At 44.5% G+C, this 21,812-nt stretch carries 27 protein-coding genes and 1 pseudogene; all 28 read left to right on the forward strand.

Translation table 11 applies throughout. The features are described from left to right. A pseudogene (locus KGF65_RS14685) lies at positions 1-180 on the forward strand (hypothetical protein); the annotation flags it as partial. Continuing rightward, positions 152-811, forward strand: a complete 660-nt coding sequence (locus KGF65_RS14690; RefSeq protein ID WP_016526753.1) for a hypothetical protein — start codon at positions 152-154, stop codon at positions 809-811. The pseudogene KGF65_RS14685 and the gene KGF65_RS14690, both read left to right, overlap by 29 nt. Positions 812-827: 16 nt before the next feature. Further along, the gene (locus tag KGF65_RS14695) at positions 828-2,780 is read left to right on the forward strand and encodes an ATPase (protein WP_216788206.1); all 1,953 of its coding nucleotides are present in this window, start codon (positions 828-830) and stop codon (positions 2,778-2,780) included. 2 nt (positions 2,781-2,782) lie between these two features. Continuing rightward, entirely contained in the window at positions 2,783-2,989 is a 207-nt protein-coding gene (locus KGF65_RS14700) for a hypothetical protein (protein ID WP_046041473.1), read from the forward strand. Beyond that, on the forward strand, positions 2,990-4,153 hold the full coding sequence (locus KGF65_RS14705) for a phage tail tip lysozyme (protein ID WP_216788207.1): 1,164 nt from the start codon (positions 2,990-2,992) through the stop codon (positions 4,151-4,153). Positions 4,154-4,165: 12 nt separating this feature from the next. Next, positions 4,166-4,795: a hypothetical protein gene (locus KGF65_RS14710; RefSeq protein ID WP_216788208.1), complete on the forward strand. Its 630-nt coding sequence runs from the start codon at positions 4,166-4,168 to the stop codon at positions 4,793-4,795. Positions 4,796-4,816: 21 nt separating this feature from the next. After that, entirely contained in the window at positions 4,817-4,972 is a 156-nt protein-coding gene (locus tag KGF65_RS14715; RefSeq protein WP_216788209.1) for a hypothetical protein, read from the forward strand. Between the two features lie 113 nt (positions 4,973-5,085). After that, on the forward strand, positions 5,086-5,325 hold the full coding sequence (locus tag KGF65_RS14720) for a hypothetical protein (RefSeq protein ID WP_216788210.1): 240 nt from the start codon (positions 5,086-5,088) through the stop codon (positions 5,323-5,325). 27 nt (positions 5,326-5,352) lie between these two features. Further along, entirely contained in the window at positions 5,353-6,081 is a 729-nt protein-coding gene (locus KGF65_RS14725) for a hypothetical protein (protein WP_216788211.1), read from the forward strand. Between the two features lie 552 nt (positions 6,082-6,633). Continuing rightward, positions 6,634-7,593: a DUF3102 domain-containing protein gene (locus KGF65_RS14730; RefSeq protein ID WP_216788212.1), complete on the forward strand. Its 960-nt coding sequence runs from the start codon at positions 6,634-6,636 to the stop codon at positions 7,591-7,593. Beyond that, positions 7,590-7,805: a hypothetical protein gene (locus KGF65_RS14735; protein WP_060678043.1), complete on the forward strand. Its 216-nt coding sequence runs from the start codon at positions 7,590-7,592 to the stop codon at positions 7,803-7,805. Before KGF65_RS14730 ends, KGF65_RS14735 begins: the two co-directional genes overlap by 4 nt. Position 7,806: 1 nt before the next feature. Next, positions 7,807-8,025: a hypothetical protein gene (locus KGF65_RS14740; RefSeq protein ID WP_046041466.1), complete on the forward strand. Its 219-nt coding sequence runs from the start codon at positions 7,807-7,809 to the stop codon at positions 8,023-8,025. Further along, complete coding sequence (locus KGF65_RS14745) at positions 8,022-8,321, forward strand: hypothetical protein (RefSeq protein WP_016526760.1); 300 nt, start codon at positions 8,022-8,024, stop codon at positions 8,319-8,321. The genes KGF65_RS14740 and KGF65_RS14745 overlap by 4 nt, the downstream gene beginning before the upstream one ends. Continuing rightward, positions 8,318-8,743: a co-chaperone YbbN gene (locus tag KGF65_RS14750; RefSeq protein WP_216788213.1), complete on the forward strand. Its 426-nt coding sequence runs from the start codon at positions 8,318-8,320 to the stop codon at positions 8,741-8,743. The genes KGF65_RS14745 and KGF65_RS14750 overlap by 4 nt, the downstream gene beginning before the upstream one ends. A gap of 21 nt (positions 8,744-8,764) precedes the next feature. After that, the gene (locus KGF65_RS14755) at positions 8,765-9,670 is read left to right on the forward strand and encodes a hypothetical protein (RefSeq protein ID WP_064578658.1); all 906 of its coding nucleotides are present in this window, start codon (positions 8,765-8,767) and stop codon (positions 9,668-9,670) included. A gap of 285 nt (positions 9,671-9,955) precedes the next feature. Further along, positions 9,956-10,252 (forward strand): hypothetical protein, encoded by a 297-nt coding sequence (locus KGF65_RS14760; protein WP_016526763.1) that lies wholly within the window; start codon positions 9,956-9,958, stop codon positions 10,250-10,252. Between the two features lies 1 nt (position 10,253). Further along, positions 10,254-10,754: a hypothetical protein gene (locus KGF65_RS14765; protein WP_216788214.1), complete on the forward strand. Its 501-nt coding sequence runs from the start codon at positions 10,254-10,256 to the stop codon at positions 10,752-10,754. A gap of 17 nt (positions 10,755-10,771) precedes the next feature. Next, positions 10,772-11,239, forward strand: a complete 468-nt coding sequence (locus KGF65_RS14770) for a hypothetical protein (RefSeq protein WP_216788215.1) — start codon at positions 10,772-10,774, stop codon at positions 11,237-11,239. Then, a complete protein-coding gene (gene mobP2, locus KGF65_RS14775; protein WP_253956189.1) occupies positions 11,223-13,400 on the forward strand; it encodes a MobP2 family relaxase in 2,178 nt (725 codons plus the stop codon). The genes KGF65_RS14770 and mobP2 overlap by 17 nt, the downstream gene beginning before the upstream one ends. Next, the gene (locus KGF65_RS14780) at positions 13,342-14,037 is read left to right on the forward strand and encodes a CPBP family intramembrane glutamic endopeptidase (RefSeq protein ID WP_253956145.1); all 696 of its coding nucleotides are present in this window, start codon (positions 13,342-13,344) and stop codon (positions 14,035-14,037) included. The genes mobP2 and KGF65_RS14780 overlap by 59 nt, the downstream gene beginning before the upstream one ends. 39 nt (positions 14,038-14,076) lie before the next feature. Then, a complete protein-coding gene (locus tag KGF65_RS14785) occupies positions 14,077-14,340 on the forward strand; it encodes a hypothetical protein (RefSeq protein ID WP_216788217.1) in 264 nt (87 codons plus the stop codon). A 426-nt stretch (positions 14,341-14,766) separates the two neighbouring features. Then, positions 14,767-14,844: a putative holin-like toxin gene (locus KGF65_RS14790; protein ID WP_076661461.1), complete on the forward strand. Its 78-nt coding sequence runs from the start codon at positions 14,767-14,769 to the stop codon at positions 14,842-14,844. A gap of 723 nt (positions 14,845-15,567) precedes the next feature. After that, complete coding sequence (gene topB / locus KGF65_RS14795; RefSeq protein WP_216788219.1) at positions 15,568-17,730, forward strand: type IA DNA topoisomerase; 2,163 nt, start codon at positions 15,568-15,570, stop codon at positions 17,728-17,730. 113 nt (positions 17,731-17,843) lie between these two features. Next, positions 17,844-18,809: a DUF3991 and TOPRIM domain-containing protein gene (locus KGF65_RS14800; protein WP_076661453.1), complete on the forward strand. Its 966-nt coding sequence runs from the start codon at positions 17,844-17,846 to the stop codon at positions 18,807-18,809. Then, the gene (locus KGF65_RS14805) at positions 18,806-19,000 is read left to right on the forward strand and encodes a hypothetical protein (RefSeq protein WP_076661454.1); all 195 of its coding nucleotides are present in this window, start codon (positions 18,806-18,808) and stop codon (positions 18,998-19,000) included. Before KGF65_RS14800 ends, KGF65_RS14805 begins: the two co-directional genes overlap by 4 nt. Before the next feature lie 2 nt (positions 19,001-19,002). Beyond that, positions 19,003-19,608 carry a hypothetical protein gene (locus KGF65_RS14810; protein WP_216788220.1) on the forward strand — a complete coding sequence of 202 codons (606 nt, stop codon included), beginning with the start codon at positions 19,003-19,005 and terminating at the stop codon, positions 19,606-19,608. Positions 19,609-19,610: 2 nt separating this feature from the next. Next, complete coding sequence (locus KGF65_RS14815; protein ID WP_216788221.1) at positions 19,611-21,395, forward strand: AAA family ATPase; 1,785 nt, start codon at positions 19,611-19,613, stop codon at positions 21,393-21,395. A 66-nt stretch (positions 21,396-21,461) separates the two neighbouring features. Continuing rightward, on the forward strand, positions 21,462-21,776 hold the full coding sequence (locus KGF65_RS14820) for a hypothetical protein (RefSeq protein ID WP_216788222.1): 315 nt from the start codon (positions 21,462-21,464) through the stop codon (positions 21,774-21,776). Positions 21,777-21,812 lie beyond the last annotated feature (36 nt).

Here is a 21,812-nt window from a genome sequence, read left to right on the forward strand (position 1 = left end):
TTAGTCATCACACCGTATCACAACCCAGGTAAGAAAAATTACCAGTTAGTGATTAATGATCTGCTAATGGGTGGTCACTATTACCACAGCTATTCGTATTACGAGTTTGATTCACTCAGTGCGTTATTAACGATTGGAGGGTTAAAACAAAATGCGCAAAACAAGCAACGGCGCGGTTAAACCGATTACCCCGTTAGGGCAGGCTCGCCAAGTTGAGCAAGCCCAAGTGAAACCGAGTAAACAATTTAAAAAATGGCGCAGTGTGGAACAACTGCTTGGTTACAAAGGCTTTACCAATGATGACCACCACTATTTAGTTTTGGCGCACGATTGGGGCTACGCCGAAATTTGCCGGATTCCCGGGGTAGGACTAACGGCACTGCCAGATAATATGTTAAGTCAACCGACACAAGAGTTTACCGAATTTTTACAACGTTATGATCCTGATTGGAGCTTTATTGCGACCCAATTTCCAGCGACCACCGCGCAACAACAGCTGAGTTTGAACCATGATTATTTAAAAGTTGAACAAGCCCTAGTCAATTGTCATGACGATCAACAACGGCAAATGTTAACGACGCGGTTACGGTATATCAATGAAAGCTTACAAATTGCGACGGCGGTTGAGAAAACCTTGAAAAGCCAAGAATACTTAGCCTTGATTTTTGGGGACACCCCAGCGGAGTTGACCGAACGAGTGGCGACGTTGTTTCAACGACAAGGCCATTATTTGCGGTTTGAACCGTTAGGCTTGGATCGCAAAATTAAGTTTTTATACAGTCTCAATAATATGAACGACAAGAAAATATAAAGGAGGCCTGGAGGCCATGTTGACTAGACATAGAGTTAAACAATTACAAGCCGCGGGCTATGATTTGGCACTGTTAGCGCATACCCAGCCGCAGGGAAATGTGGATACGACTTTAGATAGTCACCTCGTCTTTGGCGGCAGTTGTGTGGCGTGCTTGCACGTTTTTAAGTTTCCCAAAGAACGCTTAGCCTATTTTTGGTTACGCAAGTTTATGAAATATGATTTTACGGTGACGTCGATTAGTTTAGGTACTGAGGATCAACGAAAGATTCGCAAAGCTTTACAAAACTCAGTGGCGGAAACTAACTCACAGGCTCGCGATTTAAATGCAAAGCCGATTGCACGTATGGAAGCCGATGAGGCCAATCAGAAACAAGCCGCGTTGTTACGGGATTTATTACACGCTGAAAAGATGAAACGGTTAAGTATTCGCGTCTTTGTCTATGCCGATAATGAAGCCCAATTGCGTCAGCGGTTGACTAAGATTACCGAAGATATGCCTGATGACTTTGGGGTGCGGGTGTTCTATGGCGAACAAGAAGCGGAGTTTAGAAGCTTATATGTGCCCGCCGAGAAGCAAAGTTTATTAGATAATCACCGGCAAGGCACACCAGTGGCCGCTAGTGTCATCGGCCATGGCTTTCCGTTTAATCATATTGAACTTGATGATCCCCACGGGGTGTACTTGGGTTGTTCGAAGACCCAGGGCAAAATCATGCTGGACCCCTTTTATGTGGGCCAAAACCGCTTAACTTCGTTTTTTATGGAAGCCGGGCGCCCCGGTTCTGGTAAGTCTGTGTTAGCTAAAATGTTGAATGACATCGCCTTTGCCCGCGGGAGCTTTACCCGGACTTTTGATGTTGCCAACGAGTATGCCAAGCAATGTCGCTCCCAAGGAGGACTCGTGATCTCGCTAGACGGGAGCGAGAATCGGATTAACCCGTTTGAAATCTTCCCAACGGCCACGACGAAAGACGGCCAAGCGATTGATGAAATTGGATCGTTTAATCACCATATCGAAAAGATCAGTAGTATGGCTTGCTTACAAAACCTGGACTTGACCAACGATGACCGGATTCGGTTACAGAACTTAACGACTGAGTTTTATATCATGCAAAAGATGTGGGTGGCCAACCCATCGGAAAACCGGGATAAGTTGTACGCGATTGGGTTACCCCATGATCAATACCCGACTTTAGGGGAGTTTGTGGTCTATTTACGGCAAGTACAAGACAACTATCAAATTACGCGGCGGCCGGACGTTGAGATTACGTCGATTAATCGCATCGTTAATACGTTTGAAAATATGATGACGAAAGACGGTGACATCTTCAATGGTATTACCACAATTCCAGATTTTTCTAAGATTAAAGCGGTGGTCTTTGATTGTTCAGGTTTGAAAAATAATGGTTCAGCGACCTTTAACGCGCAAGTCTATTCAGCTTTGAGTTTATTATCGGCTGACATCATCAATAATGGAAAAAAATATCGCACCTTGTATAACAACCACGCAGTGGCGTTAGAAGATGTGCCCTATTATTGGTTGAATATTGATGAATTTCAAAACTATGCGAAGCCCGAGTTTGCGGAGGGCGTGGCCTGGTTAACGAACCTGATGGAAGAAATGCGCAAGAACTTCTGTGGGTTGAATCTAGTGATGCCAACGATCAAGGAAATGTTGGGTGATAGCAAAAGTATCGTGCCGAGTGAGCGGTATCAGAAGTATGATACGGCGATGAAAAAGATGTTTGGGTTATTTACTTATCCCATTTTCTTTCGGTTGACCGCTGATGATTTACCCCGGTTACAACAAGCTTTTGGTAAAGCAATCACACCGGAAGAACTGGCCACGGTGGCCCAGTTAGGTGAGCATGAATGTTTTATGCACATTGAAGGCAATGGCAACTATGTCTTTACCGTGCAGGCTTCACCAGCCATGCTAGATCGTTATGATGGCGGGGTGGGCTAAATATGAAAAGGCAACCCAAGTCAGACAAGCCAACTAGGGCGCAACGCAAGGCGTTACGGCAACAGGCCCGGCAAGCCCGGATCGCGGAACTGAAACGGTTAAGTCAAACCCAAAACCCGCTGCAAATTCAGGACAAATTAATCCTGCCGATTGAGTTAATTTTCTCATTGGTCGTGGTGATTATCATTATGAGGTGGTGGCTCGGATAAATGCAAAAGAAAGTTATTATGGCCAGTCTGGGTTTAGGTGTGCCGCTCCTCTTGGTCAGCTGTCTGTTACTACTCATTACATTTATTGCCAGTAGTGATGATGACAATGATTGTGCGGTGACCACTGAGACTAGCAGTAATGTGGTGACCAGCGCTGATATGAATAAGAATGCTAAGACGATTTATCAGTTCTTGCGGACGAACAAAGATGTTAAAGCGACCCCGCAAGCCGCAGCCGGCATTTTGGGTGTTTGGCAGTTTGAATCACAATTAAATCCGAGCGTTAAGAATACGGGCGGTTCGGGGGCTACGGGCCTTGCCCAGTGGATGAGTAACCGCTACGATAACCTCATGAGCTTTGCGGCTAAAAATAATAAAAAATGGAACTCCTTAGATGCCCAATTGAATTTTATGGTCTACGAGATGGCGCATGGCTATCAAGGTGAGAAACATATTTTTAAGGAAACCAGCGCGCACCAAGCCGCGTATGATTGGTTGATGGAATATGAGGGTATGCGCAATAATCCCGAGCAGTGGTTCTTGGAGAAGGGACCGTCAGGGCAACCAGGGCGGTATCCATTAGCGGATCATTGGCTGGCAAAATTAGGTGATACTGATCCGGGCACGAGTGATGGGTTAGCGACCGCTAGTGATGACACAACTGGGAGTAGTTGTGACGCGACTAGTGAGAATGATGGTGATATTCTCAAAACAGCCAAGGGTTGGTTAGGGTATTTCTATTATGTCCAGACGCACCCGAGTTCAGATTTGGGGAAAGACTTAAAGAATCCTAATAAATCCGGTGGGACCGACTGTTCAGGCTTTGTGTGGCTCGTGTTAAATAAAGCCGGTTATAAAGTGCCCGCTAATATGGGCTGGTTTACTGGCACGATGGCGAGCGATGCCACTGGGCCGCACCATTATTTGAAAGCCATTGATAAAAGTGAAGCCAAAGCGGGCGATATTGTGATTGTGAACCAGGGAGAAGGTAGTGGTAATAACGGCCATACGGCCATTCTAACGGAAGACTGGCATGGCAATCAGACCCGGATTATCGAATCTGGGGGTACTGGTAAAAGCATTAATATTGCGCAGTTTGGGACGGCGTTTAGTAGTCTCTTATCGGGCGAGACCACGTTTGCCCGGGCGATCAAAGCGAAGTAAAGGAGTTAGGATATGGAACGCAAAACAGTTATAATCGTATTTTTGGGCTTAGTTGCGGCTGGCGCATTAATTTGGGGTGGTCATGAGTACCGACAGGTGCAAGCTAAGACCACTGAAATTAGTCAGATTAAGCGCCAAAAGGCTGCCTTATTAAAGACGCAGGCCCACTTAAAAGGCACCGTCGTGGCGGCCAACCAAGCTGAACAGGCGGCGGTTAAGGCCCAAGAGCAGCTCAAAAATAATAGTGCCGATAATCAGACGGTTCAAACTAGTAACGCAACCATGGTGGCAAATATTACGACGGTGTTCAATGGTTTATATAACTATAATCAAGACACTTACCAACAGCGGCAAGCGAAAGTTAAGCACTGGTTAGCGCCCAAGTTAAATCAACAGTATTTTGGCGGCAAGAGCCAATTATATGGTGATGGTAGCCAAGTCACCTCAAAACTAACGCAATTACGGGTTTACCGCCAAGCAGTTAGTGGCGCTCAGTTAAAGGTCTTGGTTGTCGCGAAGTATAAGAGCAAATACGCTAGTGCTAAAACTTGGAACGCCGGGACAAGTGTTTATGAAGTCAGCTATGACGGCGCTAAGCAGCAGATTACGGCCATTGATAGTTTAATCAGCAAGACGAATTAAGGCTTAGAAAGGAGTAAACCAATGGGCAAACTGGTGAAAGTGACTGGCTACGTGGACGAGAAGATTTTGGAGCGGATTAAGATCCAAGCCATTTTAGAGAAGCGGAGCATGTCATCAATTTTACGCCAATCATTTTGCGCGTATTTACGAGCCAACGAGAAATATTATTGGCATTAACAAGAAGGCGCCCTGAAAGAAAAAGGGGCGTCTTTGTTTTGTACAAAAAGCTTGCGCTATATACCACAGTGGTGTATAACAAGTTTATTAAATAACCTAAAAGGAGAACGAAAATGGTTTCAAAAGCACAACTGCGTGCCAATCGCGCCTATGATAAGCGGCACCCGGAAGCAACGGCTTATCATAGGGCCCGTAATATGGCCATACGGTTTGTCGATCCAGTTGGAAAATTGGCCGAAGCTGTACAAACTATTGATACAGCCAAACGACGGCAAGATTTGGAAGAGCTGCAAGATCGGGTGACGGCAGCGTTAGCGGCATTGGACGCCGAAGAAAAGCAACCAAAAAAATAGGGGAAAACAAAAAGGGGAGCGAGTTAAATGAAAAAGCAACAGGTCATGAACATTTTAGTTGCGGGGTTAGCAGTAGGTTTAGTAGGTTGTGGTAAGGCTAAGACTAGTCAACCAACGGTCGCAATTTATCATCAAGCCAAGCAAGGCACCCAGATTTGGTATGAAGTTCCAAATTACGAGAACATATCGGGAGATAGTGCTATTAATTCTATCTATGTTTTAAAAAATAATAAGCTTACAGAATATGGTGTTAATTATGGTACTGGTGATGATGATACAAGGAGACTTAAAGACCTGAAGGCGTATTCTGATAAAGAAATTATTCAATTGGCAAAAAAGTGGAATATAGAATCCATGGAATCTGAGTACGATTATGTATACGGAAATAAGAATGTGTCTGGCTATGTTAAACCTAAATATGGTAAAAGCGAGATGGTTAAGAGATCCTTGCCAAAACCAGTTAAGGTATCGTATGAGCTGACTAAAAATTCGGACAATGGCATCAACAAGGAAGTTATGATCTACTCGAGTTTAGGAAATGAAAATGCAACTGTAAAGTATGGACTAATTAAAACAGGCAGTATTAAAAAAGCCGCTGGTCAAAATTTTATTGGTTTTAGAACGGTAGAAGAAATCGACGGTAGCACTAAAAAGTTAAAAAATCAATTTATTCAGCGCGTTGCAAGCAAACATGCAGTAGTCAGCTATGATTCAGTTAAGGAGCCAGGAATCACAGTTAAAAAGACAGAAAATTAAGAATTACTGAGTATTACTATTGACGATTTATTAAGATAGTGATAAGTTAAAACCGTAAACAAGAACACATGTTCTTGTTTAGCGATATGATATTTGTTTTGACATTGAACTAGGCATGCGCTATGCTAAACCTGTATTCAACGAGTTATTGGTTGAATACAGGTTGATGCGAGGGCATCAAAAAAGAGAGCTTCGGAATCACTGATCCTGGATTACCAGTCCGGGCTTTAGCATGATTCGACGTAAGAAACATACGCAACTATGTTTCCTACTTGCTCTCTTATGTTACTACTAAGTTTCAGCAGTAACGGAGTTAAGTTTAGCATAAAATGAGCAGAAAATAGGCTTTTTTGGCCGATTTTCTTTAGACTATTTGACGTCGTCGCGGTATAACGTTGCGGTTGCAAGGTTTAAAGACTAAATTTTTTGTTAGTTATGTTATTCTGGTGCTGACTGAGGAAATAGTAGATACATAAGGGAACAACTGGGAAACCAGTTGTTCCCTTTTTTGTTGCCTTCACATGAGCTTAAAAAAATAAGGAGGGCCAGTAAATGGAGCGAAAAGATATTACCCAACAAGTGGTGGAGACACCTAGTGACCAAGCTTTATCAACGGATTTAACCCAAATTACGACGGAGATTAAGAGTTATCAGTCAATTGCAGGCCAGTCAATCTTTGAAATTGGTCGCCGATTGACATGGGTTAAGGAAAATGATTTATCTCATGGTGAGTTTGGACACTGGTTAAAGTCATTAAATATTGATAGTACGTTTGCTAAGAGGGCAATGAAAATATCAAATGAATTAAGTTCAAATGGTGCGACGTCGCACCATTTGGGAGTGGAAGCCCTATATCAAATTGCCACATTGCCCGAAGAAGAACGCCAAAAGTTGCATCGCTTGGAGTCAGGTGAGGAAAAGACCCCCGATGAGATGACTGTTCGTGAACTGCGTGAACTAAAAAAACAGTTAAAAGCTAAAGATGACCAACATGCCGCGAAACAAGCGGCTTTAAAAGATAAGTATGAAGCTCGATTGCAACGGATTAAGGCTGAAGGCATTCGTGAAGTGGAAATTCCAGTACCGACAGTGCCTGATGATTACGAAGATTTAAAGAAGCAGACTAAGCTTTTAGTGACTAAGAATCAGCTTTTGGAAGAAGTTAATGCCGAAGGTGATCGTGAGATTGAAACGCTCAGAGAGGAACGTGATCAATACGCGGAAACCAGTGAAGCCTATGAACATATGACTGAGAAAATCGAACAACTGAAACACCAACAAACGTTGTTAATGGCCAACAACGAGTTAAATCGGCAATTTAATCAACTGGTTCAGGCCGCCATTGACGCAGCTGATCGGTTAAGTGAAGTGGTCGAGCGCAGTGACTTTACCAAGATTGATGCCTATGACAATGCCATTCTAGCCTTATTACGGTTAAAAGATAAGATGGCGCATAACGTGCAACGGTTAGAAGCCGGACTTGAACAAAATCCTTGGAGTGAAGAACAATGATGGCTAAAACGATCCATTTAGGGGATTGGGTGACGTACAAACCGCGGGCTACGAATGGGAACACTAAAGTGTCAGAAGCGCCACAAGTGGGCCAGCTAATCGAACAACATTTGGAAAATGGCACGACTGTAAATATTGTGCATAATGCGAAAGGCCACAATGATTGGACCTTAGCTAAGCACTGCCAATTAGTGAAACGGGGGACTTTATAAGATGAGTCAGTACGGTATTTTAGATACAACTGTCGGGGATTTAGTTCAAGGAAAAGTATTTGCCACGCGAGGATTAGCCCAACAATGGTTGTTGGCCAACTTTCCTAGTTTGGTTGATACGGAAAACAACCGTGGCCATTATTTGGGTGGTCAACGCCAAAGCTTACGCGTCTTAACCCACCCGTTACGGATTGTTAGATTGGGGGCAATTGAGGAATGAAAGTTGCTTTAACGGTTCAACTTATTAAACTAGATCGGCTATCAGAACCACTGGTGGTGCAATATGATAGTGCGTTAAACCAGTCAATTAAATTGAAGCCCAATGATGTTGTATTAATTGGGTGTCCCAGTAATGATGCGATTCAAATTGGGATTGTTAAGCAAGTGCCAGTGACTACTGATGCGTTAACTAGTCGGCGGCCGACCGTCGTTGGCCGTATTGAATGGCCCGTTAAACCGTTAAAAAAATTAGTCGCCCAGTTTAAATTGGAACAACTAATGGAGGGGCAAGTATGACTAACAAGCACTGGTTGTTGAAAGGTTTATCAGTTAGTTTAATCCTCGTGATGGTCGGTATAGTGAGCTGGTTTTATTGGCAACCCGAGCGTTTAATTCGGCCCAGTCAAACGCCGACTGTCACGCAAGTTGTGCAGCAACGGTTAGCGAAAAAGACCCCGGCGGTGTTGCTATTTTACCAACCGGGGTGTCGGGATTGTCGCCAAATTGCGCCACAAGTGTTGCGCAGTGAGCTCAAGAACTATTTTAGTGGGACGCTACAAATCGTCAATATTAATACCCAAAAGGCTGAAAATCGACGGTACTTAACGCAATTTAAAGTCACCCAAACGCCCACTTTAATCCGCTACGATCACGGTCAAGTCACTCGGTATCAAGGAACGAACTTAACCAAAATTAAACACTTATTGACTGCAAATTAACCCTGCAAAGGAGATTGAATGATGAAAAAACTAACTACCGGGTGGCGGTATTTAAAAGAACATAGCCGGCTACGCCGGTTTTTTATTATCGGACTTTACCTGGTTTTAACCGGTGGGTTAATTATTAATTATGGCCTGTTAAATCGCCAAACGGCTAAGAATGATGATACGCCGTTGAACAGTTATCAGAGCTTCAGTGGTGACAACAGCGCACAAGGTGTCAAGCTAGTCCAACGCCAGTATAGCCCGACCCAACAACGCCTGATTGCGACGTTTGCAGTGCAGGCGTCAACGGACCCCACCACGGAAATTCTGTCGCAATATTTACATTTTGAGTTAGCGACAGTGGTGCCACAAAAACTAAAAATGGTCGTGATTCCAGTCACCGAAAACAAGTATGTCGTGATGGTTGATCATTTAAATCAGAACTTTGAAGCGATTCGGTTCCGGTTGATTAATGCCACGCCTAAGACAGATCAAACGAGCTCGTCAGCGCCACAAGCGGACTTTATTGTGACTAATCAGGCGAAAATTAGACGGGCCCAGGTTTCGGCTTTATCGCCAAAAGCCTTTGCCAGCCAGACCATTAATGATGAAATTTCAGCGCGAAACACCAGCATTAAGCGGCAACAAAACAAAATCAAACTGGCCAAGACGGCCATTAGTGCGGACCACGATAAGATCCAAACGAAGCGAACGAATCGTAAGTATGAAGTCGCTAGTCAACAGACCCAAACGGACAATGATATTGAAACTTTAACTGGTGACATCGAACAAAACCAACAAAATATAACGGGTGCGAAGCACCGTATTAGCACGTTAAAAGCGGAACAAGCTTTACTTAAAAAGAAACAAACCGCGATAAGGAACGGTACTTTTAAACTCGCTAAGGTCACTAAAAGTACCCAAATAACGCACAAAAACTAAATTTTTAAAAGTGGTCAAACGGTGGTTAACTGGTGGTCAAAAGGCGGTCAAGCGGTGGCTATTTGGTGGCCAAAACGTCAAAAAACGAGTAAACGCAGTCCGCACCTGGAATCCCCGCCACTGGCGGGTTGGCTGGCCATTTTTAATGGCGAGTCAACAGATTCCCTTATGCTCTTTACTTCTTTAATGCAGTTGGCTTGTTAAGCGCTAATTTTCTGCTAGTTTCTTTTTACTAGCCGTGACAATTAAGTTTTATTCGATATTATTTTTGAGGAGGTTGTTCCAATGAACACTGGTAAAACGAATCTCTATATTCGCAATGTTGATCAAGTTGATAAAGATAAATTAAAACGATTGGGTAAGTTAGCGGGTTATGATAACCTTTCTGATTTTATGCGCACCATTATTAATGAAGTGGTGGCGCAGGACAACTTAGATTTCCTGATTAATGGGAATATTACGAACCATTTAATTGAACAAACGGCCCTGATGAATCGGGTTGTTGAAGTTACTAATTTGAATACCAATGAATTAACCGAGATTAAGAATTTATTGACCGCCATGGTGAAGGGAGATTATTGAAATGGCTAACGAAAATCCACTAGATTACAATGACCAGGTTGCCGATAGTAACAAGCAACGGGGCCGCAAAATCAATTTACGGTTGGATACTTATAATCAAAAACGGGTTGCCGAACTTAAAGCTTACTTTGAAAGTGATCCTGATTTGGCCCGGCTCGTGCGCACGGAAAATAAAATGTATAACTTCATCATCAGCGAATTTATTCAACTGTTTCTTTACACGAATTTAGGGCAAAAATCATTTTATGGGCGCGAAGCTGAACTATTGAAACGCGTTCAGGAGTCACCAATGAACCAGAAAATTGATAAGCAGTTGCGGTTAAATCGGCAAAATGGAGCCGAAATCAAGTATCTGTTATTGTCGATTTATAATCGTACGGCCGGAGTTGTGACGGAGGGTGGGTCAATTTATACGCCCGGTTCGGATAACAATATGGCGATGCAACAAGTGCAAAAGATGATTGAAACTGATATTCAAGCCAATCAATTACGGCAACACTAAAAGTGGGAGGGACGGACATGTTAGTTAATCAATTCAAGACCGCTAGCAAAAAAAATTGGCATTTGTCCGACGAGTTTCTAAATGTGTTAGCGCAATTATCGAGCTTTGATACGGCTGACCATAAGTGGGCTGTGGAAATTGGCGCCTATGATAATGATGAAGAAAAGTTTGTCGTTGACGATGCCACGTATCGACAACAAGTTGGTGCGGAAGACTGGCCGCGAATTGCTCGGGAACGTGAGCTGTATCAGATCTTAGTTAAGATTCGACCAGTGCCGTTTACCGAATTTGCCGCTAATGATCAATTCCTCGCAAGCGAGCGCGTACCCATTTTAAAACAGGCCGCGCGACTGGCTTACTTTGAGTTTACTGAGAAAGAAATTTGTGCGTTATTAAAAGTGAATGCTAATTATTTAAAGATTAATCGAACTGAATTTAGACAATGGAAGGACTGGTATGCACAGCATTATGTCGAAACCAATTGAGCACCAGCAACCAGCAGTCGTCTTTAGGTTGCAATATTTTACCGCCGCGACGGTGGCCAATAAAATGAGCTACAGTGGGTATACGAAATACACAGAACGTGATAACGCAACAGATTTAAGCAATGATGTTAATTTAGTACAACAGCGATTAGATCAACTGGAACGAGACAATTTAGCTGAATTAGCGCCAACTAGTCAGCGCCCTGATGAGGAACCAGTTGAGCCGGTAGACGGGGTGGCAACGCGCTTGCCTTATCAAAAATTTATTGATTATACGGCGCGCAATACGGCGACTGAGTTAGATCAAGGTGACGAGGTTGCCAAGCCCAAGCAGCAACAATTAACGCCCACCTTTGACCAACGAACCGATCACTTAACGGTGGCCGAGACGGATCAATTACGGCAAAAATTAGACACCGCCCAGGCGAATAAAGGCGTTTTATGGGCCGGGGTTATCTCATTTTCAACGCAATATTTGATTGACAATCACTTGTATGACCCTAAGACTGAAGCCTGTGATCAGCAGAAGATCAAAGCGGCGGTGCGTCACAGTATGGGCCCACTCTTGAAAGCTAATGGGTTAGCCGAAAAGGGGTTTTGGTGGGGTGATATTCAATTTAATACTAACCATATTCATGTGCATTTAGGTATTTCGGAGTTAAGCCCACGACCCGATAAAATTGGTTATCGGAACGGTAAACGCGTTGCGAAAGAAGCGCGGCGAAAATTCACTCAACCGTCTATTCGGAGCATCAAAAGTCATATTTTTCAGGACTTAATTGCTTTGGAACGACCGCAGGCTAAAACACGCAAATTGAATTTGGAAAAGCGGTTAGGGGTTCAACGAGCTAGTCTGCGCCAACAACTGAGGCAGACCGTTGGTGAACAACAGCTACAGGCTCTCTTTGCCAGTCTGCCGGCTGATAAAAAGCGGTGGCGGTATCGAAGTAATGCCCGCGATATGGCAAAGTCTAAGCAAATTGCGAGTGCCCTGGTCAATCAATATTTACAAGACAATCCCGAGTTCCAAGCCTTTCAGCAAACGGTGCAGGCCCTAGATCAGTACAATGCAGCAGCCTTTGGCCAACGGACGGCTGGTCGAACTGCGCACCATAAAGAGGCTGAACTAAGGGAACGATTGACCAATGCGTTATTTGAGGCTTGTCGCGAACTACCAGACAATGAGCAAGAACTGACGATGGCCGGTTTAGCCAAAAACTTTACTGCGGCCGATATTGAAGCCAACCGTCAACGGATCGATTCTTTACGGCAAGCAAATCGGCTACAGCCAACCCCGGCCAAGACTAAGGAACTGCGGCAACGGCGCATGGCCTTGCGTCAGCAAAATGGTCGAGCTAGTCAGGGCAAGGTGCAACAAGCTCAGCGGGAGTTAACGAAACTGAGTCAGAAATCCGCGCCACTCAATGCGGCCGAACGGGAGGCCCGTACCTTTTTAAGTGACCGGTATCAGCAACGATTAACGCTCGCTAAATTGAAGCTACAAGCTCCATGGGAACAAAGCCCCACGGAACGGCAACAGTTACAAGATTTAACGGCTTATTTCACGGACGTCGTAAATGTGCCCCTCACGCAATTAACTTCCGAGCGGGTGGCCCAGATGCAACAACGATTGGCTGCGGAACATCGACTTAATGGTGGTAGCGTCGTTAGTGGGGTGAACTGGTCAAAGCTCCGACCAGAACTCCAGCAAGCGTTAAGTGAGGAATTGGGTGTTAAATTAACCAAGCCAAGCCAGATGCGCGCCCAACTTCAAGCCATCACTAAACAACAACAGGAATTGTTACGGTTGAAAGCCACGCTGGCTAGCTACAAGGAAGCTTTACCGCCGGCCGTAGTGCACCAGCGGTACCAAAAAATCGAACGGCTCAGCGCTAAAATCAAGCGGGATCAACAATCCACTAAAAAAGCTGGCTGGGGCCCGATTGAGGCGAAGACCAACCACTGGAAGCCGCGACATTTAAAGCAATTTCAACGCAAACAGCAACAGGCTAGTCACCAAATCTTAAAGCAAGAGGGGCAACAAGTGAAAAAGCAATTGCGGCGAGCCGAACAGACTCATTATCAAGATTTAAAGGCCAAAAATGCGTTATTTAACCAGCAACAAGCGATTGAACAAGCCCAACAAGAACGGGGGCGGTGAGATGCAGCTGGTGGTCAAAGTAGGGGGCTGGTTGGGATTAATCCTAATTGAACAATGGGCCACCGGGGTGTGCTTAACGGGGCTGCAAGCTAGGTCCGGGGGCGCCACCATTTTCTTACTTGGTAGTGGCACACTGGTGTTAATGGTTTTGGCGTTAGGCCTGGGTTATGGTAGTCGTCAGGCCTGGTGGCGCCCCATTGATCATTGGCGACCGGTTCTAATTAATGGTGGCTGGGCTTTAGTTAGTCTGTTGGGGCTTAGCCTTATTATGATGACCAGTATGCACCGTGGTGGGCAGGATACTACCGCTAATCAACAAGTTTTAACCGACTGGTTGATTAGTTTGCGCGGGTGGCGTCAAGTTTGGTTGATCGGTCAATTGGTCATTATTGCGCCGCTGATGGAGGAATTGTTGTTTCGAGGCTTATTTTGTCGCTGGTTTTTGGGGAACCATCAAAGCTGGCAAGCCATTGTTAGTGCCGGGGCTTTTGCGAGCGTTCATGAAATGCGGCTCAGTCTAAGTTGGTTACTGTATTTTGGGGCTGGTTTGATCTTAGCTTGCTTATACCAGCGGCAACACGACTTGCGCCTTAATTTAGTGGTGCATAGTTTATATAACGGTTTGAGCTTGATTTAGTTCCAGGGCGGGGTTGGAAGTGGCTGTAAAACGCGGGCAATGACTAAAATAAATGATAAAATGAATGAAGAAAAAATAAATCAAGCACGACCGAAAATTAAAGCTGGTAAATGGCAGGTTGAAGACCATAATGGCGGTGAAGATTGCTGTGAAGCCTTATTATTTAAGATGCAAGCTGGTCAGCATGAGTTTTCGTTACCATTGTCGGTAGTGATAAACTGTTTATGGATCGCTGAAAAGGAAGGTTATGTTCCGCCATTATCGGATCAGTGGTGGATAGACATACGCAATGCAATGAGCTGAAATGAGGCGTTGAAATGAATCAATTCAAATTGAAACTAAGAAAAATTAAAAGGCACTAAAAATGCCTGTATACCAGCACACATATTGGCTTTTGAGTGAGTACTCGGAAGCGATAGCGATGGTTGCTTAGAGCTGGGCTAGACTAGGGTGTTATTTAAATCCTAGCCGTCCCGTAGACCACAAGTACAGCCAGATAGACATTATGAACAAGCAATTAGACAATGGATAAATTAGCTAAAATGCACGCTGTGAATACCGTAGTATCGGTAGTTACAGCGTGCATTATGTTATACTATGCTAGTAGAGAAGTTAAGGCGGTGGCTATTTCCAGTATTGGAGGTGGTGCTTATGGTGTAAACCTAATAAGCCAACCCAAATTCCAGGAAAGGAGTAGCCCAAGTGTCCGTTTCGGGCGCTTTACAATTAATGCTGGCTTTCGGTACCTTTATCGTAGCCTTAATTGCATTAATTGTTGAGCTGATTAAAAGTCAGCAAAAAAAATAACCGCCTTAGCTGTGACGAGCTAGCGGTTATTTAATAAAATGCGAGTCACCGTCTTAAACGGCTCTATATCGGGAAGCCCTGTACTAGCAGGACTTCCTTTTTCTATGCCTATATTATAGCACGGTTGGATTAGGTTTTGAAGCAATGGGAACGCGAGCGATGGTTGCTTAGGGCTGGGCTAGACTAGGGTGTTATTTAGATTCTAGCCGTCCCGTAGACCACGAGTAAGGCCAGATAGATATTATGGACAAAAATTTTTCTGTGATTTGTTGTGACACAAAAAAAGACCGCTCGTAATGGAAATTAAGAACGGTCAGCGGAAATTGTGTAAAAAATTGATTAGGTTATATACCGCAATGCCAAAACAGGAGAAGATTTGGCACTCTTAAAATAACGTATATTGCTAAATTTAGCAATCAATATACAACCGGTTACTTGCAAGAAACATTTCAGTGGCTAAAAGGTCGTTCTAAGACCAAAAAGCCACTCATAATGGGGGTTATGAGTGGTCGGAGTAGAACATATAGTACCTAGAACTTATCTTTGTACAAAAAGGATTGCTAATTATTTTGGGGAAATAATCTAATACGACTGTTACTTTAGTACAGTGCGTGCTGTAATGCAAGCATCATTACTCATAAAAAATCTTTTGGGAGGCTGAGTTCAACGCTAAGGTCGTTAGGCTGGTAAGCTGGGATTAAATTAATGTTAGGAGTGCAAATTATGACGACGGTAATTTTAGCAGAAAAGCCCAGCCAGGCCCGGGCGTATGTGGCGGCCTTTCAAAAGAGTCAGAAAAAGTCGGGTTACTATGAGGTTAGTGATCCAGTGTTACCCAATGATACGCTAGTGACACACGCGTTGGGTCATTTGGTCGAACTCGTCCCGCCAGAAAAATATGATGCGAAGTATCGCAATTGGGCTTTAGCCAATTTACCAATATTTCCAACCACCTATCAATTCGAAGTTATTGCGGACAAGCAAAAGCAGTTTCAGGTGGTCAAGACGTTATTAAATCGGGCTGATACGATAATTGTGGCTGGTGATAATGGTCGTGAAGGTGAAAATATCGCTTGGTCGATCATGAAACAAGCTCAAATTGATGTCGAACACAAAACGATGCAACGGTTGTGGATCAACAGTTTGGAAAAAGAAGCCATTATCGCGGGCTTTCGCGAATTGAAAGATGGGTGGCAATTTTATCCGAATTACCAAGAAGCCCAGACCAGACAGATCAGTGATTGGCTTGTTGGCATGAATGCTAGTCCGCTGTACACCTTGTTATTACGGCAACATGGGTTGTCGGGGGTGTACTCAATTGGTCGCGTCCAAACGCCAACGCTATATATGGTCTATCAAAGAGATCAACTGATCAAAAACTTTAAGCCGGAACCCTACTTGGAACTAAATGCTGAAATTTTAGCCAATCAGCAAAAATTCGAGGCAAAATTAGACCCCTATCAGCGTTTTAAAGACGAAAAAGGATTAATGATATTCATGCAGGCTAAAAACGTTCAGCGGGGCCCACAGACAGCTTTAATTAAAGATGTCCAAAACATCGTCAAAAAGACCCCTAGTCCCCGGCTGTTTTCACTATCTAGTCTACAAAGTGCGGTTAACCAGCGGTTTCATGCGAGTGCGAGTGAAACCCTAGCGGCGGTGCAGGCCTTATATGAAGCCAAGTGGTTAACTTATCCGCGCACTGATAGTGAGTACCTTACGAAGCAAGAGTTTGATTACTTGGCGGCGAACCTGGATCATTACCAAGAATTATTGCCTGAAAAAATGGCTTTACCACAGACCACGCCGCAAAAGCGCTATGTCAATGGTCAGAAGGTGACGGAACACCCCGCGATTATTATGACGAAAGTGGTGCCTAGTTCAGCGCAATTGGCTAAGTTACCCGTCTTACAACGCCAGGTCTATGATTTGGTGTTAAAAACCACGTTAGCCATGTTTGCGGCGCCTTATGAATATACAGAAACGACCATCACGACGCAGGTCGGACAAGCACTGTTTAAATCAGTGGGCAAAGTCCCAATCAATCCTGGTTGGCAACGTCTCTTCAAGGCAAAATCAGTGGAGCAGGGGAAAGACACGCTACCCGTGGTCACGCCTGGTCAAACGGTACAAGCTGTCTTAACCACCCCGACGAAACAGACCACGCCACCGAAGCCGTTTACCGAAGGAAGCTTAATTACAGCCATGAAAACAGCCGGGAAGACTTTGGACGCAGACGAAGCGGCGGTGTTAAAAGATGTTGAGGGAATTGGCACCGAAGCGACGCGTGCCAATGTGTTAGAAACGCTGAAACGGCGGCACTATTTAGTTACGAAGAAAAATGAGCTACATGCTAGTGGCACTGGCGTGACACTGTGCCAAGCGGTAGCGTTAGAACCATTGTTAACGAGTCCGTCAATGACAGCTAAATGGGAACTAGCTTTAAAAGAAATTGGTGAGAAAAAGCGCACGCCGGAAAACTTTTTAGGCCAGATTAAGTTGTTAATCAAAAAATTGCTTAAAGAAGTTCCCGAGCAGTTTGCCCAGAATGCGGACTTACAGACGCAATTGGTGGCCCAACAACAGGTGGAACAAAAACAGCAAGCGCAGGCCGCTGTTGGGGTTTGTCCAATATGTAAAACGGGTGAGATTTCAGATCGTGGCAAGTTTTATGGGTGTTCCAACTATCAGCAGGGGTGTCAGTTTACGTTGCCCAAACAATGGAGTGGCAAAAAATTGCCAATAAGTGCCATTAAACAACTGATCAAGACTGGTGAGACAGCCCAGCTCAAAGGGTTTAAGAGTAAGAAAACGGGAAAAACATTTAGTGCCAAGTTGAAGTTAGAAGCTGGCAAACTAAAATTTGATTTTGACAAGTACAAGTAGTAGTAAGCCTCTTTGGTTAGCACACATAAGCAGGATTAACAAATCATTAATTAACAGGTTTCAACCTCTTTTATCAGTAGTAAGTATCCTTACTGGTAAAGGAGGTCTTTTTTATGGCGTTAGAACTTGCGGATTACGTTAGCTATGCTGGGTTGCCCTTTAAACATGAAGGCCGGTATTTACGCTCACAGGAACACGATTCATTAATTATTGATACCCGCAAAAATTACTTTATTTGGAACAGCCAAGGCTTAGCTGGTAATTTGAGTCAATTCATTAAGGCCTATTACGGTATTAGTGACCGTGAAATGCACTTTAGAATCAAAGCGTTTACCAAGACTAATCCCCAGCAAAAAGTCGCAGTGAAAGCTGACTATCCCACGAAGTCAGCGGTGGGACCGGTAGCGCCGTTAGATGCGGCTGGCATGGCTTATCTGACGCAGTATCGGCATCTGGATTCACGATTAATTACCTTTGCCGCGCGGCAAGGCCTATTAGGCAGTGATGGCTACCACAATGTGATTTTTAACTGGTTTGATGCGGCCGGCACCTTGGTGGGCCAAGATGTGCAAGGCACGGTGATCAATCGACAACGTTACCCCAAACATGGCTCGTTAAAGCAGATTAAAGCCGGTTCCAAGCCACATTACGGGTTTAATGTTCGGTTTAGAGGGCCGTTTAGACACTTGTACGTCTTCGAATCACCAATCGATTTACTGTCGTACTGGCAAATGTACGCCCGGGAGTTAAGCGGCAGTCAGTTACTGAGTTTGAGTGGGGCCAGTGCCAAGATGCAGACCATTAATGATTACCTGCTCACCCAACCGGCGTTACCGGCCTATTTACATTTGGCACCGGACAATGATGTGGCAGGGCGCGCCTTGATTGAAAAATTCCAACACATGCGGCTAATCACGCCCCACCAAACGTGTCAAAACTTGGTGGAATGGTCAGGGGCCAAGGATTGGAATGCCCAATTACAACCGACTAAGGCTGGACCGTATACCAAATTGACCTTTGATATGCAAACTTTTGATCAATTTCAATTATTTAAAAAATTAAGGAAGTGTTTGTCATGAGTAATCGACGTTCACGTATCATTGATATTAAATCAGAACAAGCTCGTCTGCTAAAGGCTCAAGCAGCGTTTAGAGCCCAAGAAGACGCGTTACAAAAGGAAACTGGACGGTTAGTAATTGAAGCCAAAGGTTTTACGAGCACTAAACAAGTTGAGCAATGGTTATCACAATTGAAAGAACGGGGGTTATAAGCATGTCAATCACAACGATGAAACTAACGGGGATTACTTGGGGGGAACGTAAAGACTTGCGCCTAACCGGGCAATTAATTCCTTTTGAGACCCCGGTTGAATTGATTTTTCAAAAACCAGTTGATCAAGCGCTGGTTGATCAAGTCTTACAAGCTTTGCAAGAAAAACAGGTATTGACGCTAACTGGTGAGGCACGGGAAAAGATACCAGCAGGTACAAATGAATTAGTTAATAATCAGCCTAAAATGGCACCAGACCAGAGAACCGAACCGGCTACCAGCACTGATCAAATCGATAAAGATAAGCCAGGAGAACACTTACAGTCAGTTGACGAAACCCAAGACTTTGACCCGGAAAAGGTTGGAACCGCGGTGGCAGATCACCTGGCTAGCGCCACTAAAGTTGATCAAGCGGCCCCCAAGTTAAATGTGCCATCAGCGTTACCAAGTCAAGGGCACCCCGAACCATTTACGGCCACTGATTTTGAACAACAACCGACTAATCAACAAACTGTTAATCAGCCGACAATTTTTGGCGCCGATGGTGACAAATTAACCCGTGAAGAGGTTGACGACACACCAGCAGCAGATTCACTACCAGGGTTATAGTCATGAGCTTGTTGACGGAGTATACCCAAGACTTGACTAAAGTGGTCGCAGCTAATCCTGATCAGTATCAAACCATTGATCGCGATCAGGAAATTGAACAGTTGGTGGAGACGCTTTGTCGCAAAAATAAACGGAATCCGCTGGTGATTGCGCCACCGGGAGTCGGTAAAACCAATTTAATTGAAGGTTTAGCTAAGCGGATTGTGATGCAACAAGTGCCCCCCGAGCTACAAGCTCAGCCCATTTATGTGTTGGAACTGGCCCAGTTAAAGCAAAGTGATCAGAACTTCATGGGTCTCTTTAAAGCTTTACTCACGGAATTACAAGCTAGTCGGGCGATGGTGTTTATTGATGAAATTCATACGATTGTTGGCACTGGCAGTGATGGTGACAATGCCCTAGATGTTAGTAACGTTTTAAAGCCAGCCTTGGCTCGAGGCGAAATCACGTTAATTGGTGCGACCACGACGAAAGAATATCACCGTTATTTGGAAAAAGACGGGGCGTTAGCCCGACGGTTTGATGTGATTCAATTAGCTGAACCGAGTGTGTTAGCTAGTTATCAGATTCTAGGCGGTTTAAAGGCTAGTTACGAAGCTTACCATGACTTAACCATTGACGCGACCGCAACGAAGACGGCGGTGGATTATGCCGTGCGGTATTTACCTGATCGTTATTTACCGGACAAGGCGTTTGATTTATTAGATGAAAGTTGTGCGTATGCGAAGGCCCATGCCCTGAAAGCCGTGACGCCAGTGACAGTGGCGAAGGTCATTGAACAGCGCAAGCACATTCCTTTACATCAGATTATGAAGAATCGACAAGCCCAGCTCAATGATGTGCAACGTCGGCTCAATCAGAATATTAAGGGCCAACCGCAAGCCATTCAAGGGGTCTTAGATGCCCTAACGTTGTATTTTGCGGGGTTCCAAGATCCGACTAAGCCCATTAGTTCGTTTCTGTTTTTGGGTATGCCAGGGACGGGTAAGACGGAAACGGCTAAACAACTCGCTCAGGCCATGTTTGGGTCGCCCGACGTTTTAATTCGGTTTGATATGTCGGAATATAACGACCAAGACGCGGTGCACCGCTTATTAGGGACCGCTGACGCTGGGGGAACCTTAACCGAAGCGGTTAAGCACCAACCCTTTGCCATCGTTTTATTAGATGAAATTGAGAAGGGCAGTCATGATGTCCAAGACTTATTTTTACAAGTGCTCCAAGATGGCATCTTACATGATAGTGATGATCAACTGGTTTCATTTAAGAACACGATCATTATTATGACGACGAACTTGGCCGCTAAAGTGGTTAACGATCAACAACAATTCAACCACTTACGACAAGGCGAACAACGGCAATTGCAGTTTAAAGCTGTGGTAGAAAAAGCGTTGAAGAATGAATTTCGACCAGAATTTGTGAACCGTATCGAACACAAGATTATCTTCAATATGCTCGATGAAAAGATTGGTCTGGCGATTGCGACCAAGTATTTAAAAGAATTTAAAGCGACGTTAGCGCAGCGGCAATTAAAAGTCGATTTTAGTCCCGAGGTGGCCCAATACCTAGCGACCATTGGTTTTGATGTGACCAATGGGGCCCGGCCAATTGCGTATATGTTGAATGCCAAAATTAAAGCGGCGCTAGCGCGGGTGCTATTACAACAAGATGCGACCCAAGTAACTAAATATCACTATTTAGTCCGAGTTGTCGGCCGGTGGCCAGGGGTCTTTCAAGGGCAAAAGGATCGCTTTGGTGATTTAAAGGTCATTATTGAAGCCCGTTAAAGGGCAGGGTTACGCCGTGACCTGGCGGAGCACGTAAACTCGGGGTTATGGAAAGGAGGAAGACCGATGTCAACATGGTTAGCTAGTTTCAAATTGGCCGCAGTGACGGGGTATTTAAAAGTATTACTGAGCTTAGATGCGGTTAGCAACACGCAAAGTATTATGAAGAAGGTGACGAATGCTTTTCAAATTGTCGGGTTTGCCGGCGCTATCGCGATTGGTGCGGGGTGTTTTGCCCTGATGGCCTGGGGTGGTGATCGGCTACGTGACAAGATCAAGAGTCACCTAATTTGGATCATTATTTCAGTGATTGGTTTGTTTGCCATTTCAGCGATCGCAACCTTAGCGAAGACGTATTCGCAAGGTTCCTTCGGCAGTTAGATGTGAGGATTTTCTAAACGGGGCAGTAGCGGGGGT

Origin of the sequence: Lactiplantibacillus sp. 30.2.29 (genome assembly GCF_018991255.1) — a bacterium.
Lineage (GTDB): Bacteria > Bacillota > Bacilli > Lactobacillales > Lactobacillaceae > Lactiplantibacillus > Lactiplantibacillus pentosus.

Bases quoted from the DNA above. Each gene is read 5' to 3' on its own strand.
- KGF65_RS14815 (WP_216788221.1), top strand. From the start codon at position 19,611: ATGAGCTTGTTGACGGAGTATACCCAAGACTTGACTAAAGTGGTCGCA.
- KGF65_RS14770 (WP_216788215.1), top strand. From the start codon at position 10,772: ATGTTAGTTAATCAATTCAAGACCGCTAGCAAAAAAAATTGGCATTTG.
- KGF65_RS14720 (WP_216788210.1), top strand. From the start codon at position 5,086: ATGGTTTCAAAAGCACAACTGCGTGCCAATCGCGCCTATGATAAGCGG.
- KGF65_RS14730 (WP_216788212.1), top strand. From the start codon at position 6,634: ATGGAGCGAAAAGATATTACCCAACAAGTGGTGGAGACACCTAGTGAC.
- KGF65_RS14735 (WP_060678043.1), top strand. From the start codon at position 7,590: ATGATGGCTAAAACGATCCATTTAGGGGATTGGGTGACGTACAAACCG.
- KGF65_RS14805 (WP_076661454.1), top strand. From the start codon at position 18,806: ATGAGTAATCGACGTTCACGTATCATTGATATTAAATCAGAACAAGCT.
- KGF65_RS14780 (WP_253956145.1), top strand. From the start codon at position 13,342: ATGCGTTATTTAACCAGCAACAAGCGATTGAACAAGCCCAACAAGAAC.
- KGF65_RS14695 (WP_216788206.1), top strand. From the start codon at position 828: ATGTTGACTAGACATAGAGTTAAACAATTACAAGCCGCGGGCTATGAT.
- KGF65_RS14710 (WP_216788208.1), top strand. From the start codon at position 4,166: ATGGAACGCAAAACAGTTATAATCGTATTTTTGGGCTTAGTTGCGGCT.
- KGF65_RS14745 (WP_016526760.1), top strand. From the start codon at position 8,022: ATGAAAGTTGCTTTAACGGTTCAACTTATTAAACTAGATCGGCTATCA.
- KGF65_RS14690 (WP_016526753.1), top strand. From the start codon at position 152: ATGCGCAAAACAAGCAACGGCGCGGTTAAACCGATTACCCCGTTAGGG.
- KGF65_RS14755 (WP_064578658.1), top strand. From the start codon at position 8,765: ATGAAAAAACTAACTACCGGGTGGCGGTATTTAAAAGAACATAGCCGG.
- KGF65_RS14810 (WP_216788220.1), top strand. From the start codon at position 19,003: ATGTCAATCACAACGATGAAACTAACGGGGATTACTTGGGGGGAACGT.
- KGF65_RS14760 (WP_016526763.1), top strand. From the start codon at position 9,956: ATGAACACTGGTAAAACGAATCTCTATATTCGCAATGTTGATCAAGTT.
- KGF65_RS14765 (WP_216788214.1), top strand. From the start codon at position 10,254: ATGGCTAACGAAAATCCACTAGATTACAATGACCAGGTTGCCGATAGT.
- topB (WP_216788219.1), top strand. From the start codon at position 15,568: ATGACGACGGTAATTTTAGCAGAAAAGCCCAGCCAGGCCCGGGCGTAT.
- KGF65_RS14725 (WP_216788211.1), top strand. From the start codon at position 5,353: ATGAAAAAGCAACAGGTCATGAACATTTTAGTTGCGGGGTTAGCAGTA.
- KGF65_RS14705 (WP_216788207.1), top strand. From the start codon at position 2,990: ATGCAAAAGAAAGTTATTATGGCCAGTCTGGGTTTAGGTGTGCCGCTC.
- KGF65_RS14790 (WP_076661461.1), top strand. From the start codon at position 14,767: ATGCTGGCTTTCGGTACCTTTATCGTAGCCTTAATTGCATTAATTGTT.
- KGF65_RS14750 (WP_216788213.1), top strand. From the start codon at position 8,318: ATGACTAACAAGCACTGGTTGTTGAAAGGTTTATCAGTTAGTTTAATC.
- KGF65_RS14820 (WP_216788222.1), top strand. From the start codon at position 21,462: ATGTCAACATGGTTAGCTAGTTTCAAATTGGCCGCAGTGACGGGGTAT.
- KGF65_RS14740 (WP_046041466.1), top strand. From the start codon at position 7,807: ATGAGTCAGTACGGTATTTTAGATACAACTGTCGGGGATTTAGTTCAA.
- KGF65_RS14700 (WP_046041473.1), top strand. From the start codon at position 2,783: ATGAAAAGGCAACCCAAGTCAGACAAGCCAACTAGGGCGCAACGCAAG.
- KGF65_RS14785 (WP_216788217.1), top strand. From the start codon at position 14,077: ATGACTAAAATAAATGATAAAATGAATGAAGAAAAAATAAATCAAGCA.
- KGF65_RS14715 (WP_216788209.1), top strand. From the start codon at position 4,817: ATGGGCAAACTGGTGAAAGTGACTGGCTACGTGGACGAGAAGATTTTG.
- mobP2 (WP_253956189.1), top strand. From the start codon at position 11,223: ATGTCGAAACCAATTGAGCACCAGCAACCAGCAGTCGTCTTTAGGTTG.
- KGF65_RS14800 (WP_076661453.1), top strand. From the start codon at position 17,844: ATGGCGTTAGAACTTGCGGATTACGTTAGCTATGCTGGGTTGCCCTTT.